The sequence below is a fragment of the Flavobacterium collinsii genome, assembly GCF_902804485.1.
GTDB classification, from domain to species: domain Bacteria; phylum Bacteroidota; class Bacteroidia; order Flavobacteriales; family Flavobacteriaceae; genus Flavobacterium; species Flavobacterium collinsii.
The window spans coordinates 1-3384 of sequence record NZ_CADCST010000175.1 but is presented as its reverse complement, the minus strand read 5'-3'; the positions used below and the strand labels follow the sequence as shown (position 1 = coordinate 3384).

Sequence of the window (3384 nt, the reverse complement as noted above, 5' to 3'; positions counted from 1 at the left end):
GATCTAAAATTAGTGTTTATCAATATGAAAACTTTATTTCAGATGAGGGTTTTAAAAACACATTATCTCAAAATTTGAAACAAAGTACAATTCAAATTAATATTTACGCTTGGCTCATTATTCACATGAGTATGAACAGACATTTTAATGAAAAACAAAGATTCAATGAATTTAAGTCTTACTATTTAACCAAAAATTATCTAAATCAATTAAAATTTAAAAAATAGACTTGCACGATTCAGCCGCAATGTTGAATTTGCTTACCAAATGATTGGAAAGCTTCGGAAACATAAAACAACAGCAAAGGCTATTGACCAGCCAATTGATTTCTCTGTACCGGAAAGCACAGTTATGCTTGCTGTATATTTAGCTGTTCCAGAAACAGAAAATACCCGGAGAGCTCAAAACACGGCAAACGGCATGCATCGAGCTAAGTTAATGGGTAAATATCTTGTTAAAGCACCATTAGGATTTATCAATTTGACATTAATGGATGGCAAAAAAACTATCGTTCCTAAAGAGCCTGAAGCCGAAATTATAAAATGGGCTTTTTATAATGTTGCACGGAATGATTGTAAAATACCTGAAATCAAGAAGATAGCTAATTGTGAAGGATTACTATGTTCAAGATCACACTTTTTCAGAATTTTGCATAATCCAGTTTATTGTGGGCTTATACCGGTCAAACTAAATTCTAGTGAAGAGCAAATGATAAAAGGATTACACGAGCCATTGATATCTGAGTCTTTGTTTCACCAGGTTCAGTCTATTATTAATACAAAAAGAAAAACTACTGCTAAAAGAGATGATTTACAATCATTATTTTTCCTTAGAGGTTCTTTAACCTGTCCTGTTTGTAATCGAAAACTTGTCGGAAGTATTTCAAAAGGAAGGTCAAAAAAATATCCATATTATCATTGCCGTGATGGCTGCAGAACAAGAATAGATGCGAGTTATCTTAATGATTGTTATCAAAAGAAGCTTCAACAGTTGGTACTCTCAAATAATACAATTGAATTATTTAAGAACATTTTGGAAGACCAAAATATAAAGACACAAAAAACAAGCTATCTATACGCTCAAAAAGGATTAGATATTACAGGTGATCCAGAGGCTATGTTTAGGAGTTTAGAATTTATAACCCGATTTATATCGGGAGATACTATGATATACCCAGGTTACTGTTATGGTATTGAACCAGGTGCCTATTATAAAGACATTGTCAAAAAAAATATATATTTACACATTCAAGATATCGATAAATTTGTTAAAATTAGAATGCGAAAGCATCAAACAAATATTTTTAATTTTAAGTAATGAAAAAGGAAATTATAGTTGTAGGAGGAGGTATTAGTGGAATTAGTTTTGCTCATTATTGCGCAATAAATGGTTACCAAGTGAAACTTTATGAAAAGAGGCAATTAGGAGGTTGCTTCGATAGTATAACTTTGGATAATAATTTTTTTTTTGAATTAGGCGGGCATACATTGACCTATAAATACAAAACATTGTTGGAAATTCTGGAGTATTATGGAAAGTTAGATCAACTTAAAGCTGTGCCTAATTTGAAATTCGAAGGATATAAAAACGGTATGTTTCAGACTCTTTTGAAAAATATTAATTTTGGATCATTGTTATTATCGTTGCCACGTATGTTTTTGGTTTCAAAACGAGACAAGTCGATAAGTAGTTATTACAGTTCTATATTTGGAGGAAAAAATTATAAACAGTTATTTCACTATTTGTTTAGAGCAATATTGTGTCAAAACCCAGATCAGTTTCCGGCAGAATTATTGTTTAAGGAGCGAAAAGCTGATAAAAAATTTCCCAAAAAGTTTGTATTAAAAAATGGTTTACAGCAATTTATGGATATTGTAAAAGAAAATCCAAATATTCAATGTTATGAAGGAACAAATGTGTCGGCGGTAACTTTTGACCAAGGAATGTATCAAATATGGAATGATAAGGAGTTACTGGGGAGTAGTTTAAATATTTGTTTTTCCTGTCCGTCTGAAATAGCATCACAATTGCTGGCTAATACAGTTCCAAAATTAGCTCAAAAACTTCAAAGACTTAAGTTAGCTCAGATAGATACAATGCTGGTAGGCTTCAGTGACCAAACTGCTTTAAGAAAACGTAAGAAAAGTATTCTTAGCCTTAATGATATTTTTTATTCTGCGATTTTTCATGAAGTTTCAGGTGAAAAATATTGGGTTTTCCATTTTAAAGGAGAAAAATATACCAAGGAAGAAAAAATACAGGCTATCGCAAATGTTTTTGATGTGGAAGCTCAACAAGTCAAGTTATTGGAAGAGCGAAGATCAGAGCTACCAATCATGACTTTAGAAGATCAGGCAGTATTAACAGAAATAGAAATGGATATTGCTAAAACGGGATTATTTATAGCTTCCAATTATATGGAAGGTCTCGCTATTGAAGATTGTTGTATACGTGCTAAAAAAGAAGCGCATAGGTTACTTACAATTGATAATAACGAGTTGCGATGAAGGTATTTGCAGTTCATATTGGTTTAACGGATGCTACAATTGAGGACTTGGATTGTCTGATACCATTTCTGGAAAAAGAAAGACAAAAAAGAATTTCAAATTTTGTTCGGTTTGAAGATAAATATCGGTCTGCAGTAACTGGTTTACTACAATATTATATGCTGCCTGAACATCTTAAAAACACCTTAGACCTTTCTGGATATCAATATAATAAGTATGGGAAGCCTGAAGTTTCAGATGAATTTAACTTTGAGTTTAATCTTTCACATTCGGGAGAGTGGGTTGTTGGTGTATGTTCTGAAAAGAAGGTAGGAATCGATATCGAAAAAATAAATTACAATCGAAAAATTTTACAAAGTGTGTTATCGCTCAAAGAACAACAAACATTGGAATTACTTAGTAAGCCTGAAAGGATAAGTACTTTTTTTAATTTATGGGTACTCAAGGAAGCACATGTAAAGGCAAGGGGAAAAGGATTGTATATTCCGTTTAATGAAGTTTCTTTTGAGATAAACTTAAATAACCAGATAATTGGTGAGAATAATGATATTGGTTCTTGGTACTATAAACTTTATGTCATCGATTCTGATTATAAAATGGCAATTTGTGTTGCCGAGGAGGGAGTATTTCCAGAGAAAGTTGCGGTTTTAACAGTAAAAGATTTAATTATGTAGTTTCACGTAAAGGATAAAGATCTACTACATAACTCTCAATATTGACCAATTTTAAAAATTAAGTTGTCGATAGAGAAGGATGTGATGTCATATTGCTTTGTAGTAATAAACTTTTTTTGATCACAAGATTAGAATTTTAAGTAATGATTGATAAAAAAAGTACCTGATTATTCTTTGGGTATCTTTATATAAACTCACTATTA

General features: G+C 31.4%; 4 protein-coding genes and 1 pseudogene. All 5 read left to right on the top strand.

What is annotated here, in order from left to right:
- Positions 1–227 (top strand): hypothetical protein (locus FLA105534_RS23175; protein WP_217427732.1); only part of this gene is annotated, 227 nt, incomplete at its 5' end.
- Between the two features lie 10 nt (positions 228–237).
- Positions 238–438: pseudogene (locus FLA105534_RS23990) on the top strand (recombinase family protein); the annotation flags it as partial.
- Positions 421–1317 (top strand): recombinase family protein, encoded by an 897-nt coding sequence (locus tag FLA105534_RS23170; protein WP_317168236.1) that lies wholly within the window; start codon positions 421–423, stop codon positions 1315–1317. The pseudogene FLA105534_RS23990 and the gene FLA105534_RS23170, both read left to right, overlap by 18 nt.
- Positions 1317–2507 carry an NAD(P)/FAD-dependent oxidoreductase gene (locus FLA105534_RS23165; protein WP_173968442.1) on the top strand — a complete coding sequence of 397 codons (1191 nt, stop codon included), beginning with the start codon at positions 1317–1319 and terminating at the stop codon, positions 2505–2507. The genes FLA105534_RS23170 and FLA105534_RS23165 overlap by 1 nt, the downstream gene beginning before the upstream one ends.
- A complete protein-coding gene (locus FLA105534_RS23160) occupies positions 2504–3181 on the top strand; it encodes a 4'-phosphopantetheinyl transferase family protein (RefSeq protein ID WP_173968441.1) in 678 nt (225 codons plus the stop codon). Before FLA105534_RS23165 ends, FLA105534_RS23160 begins: the two co-directional genes overlap by 4 nt.
- The last annotated feature ends 203 nt before the right edge of the window (positions 3182–3384 follow it).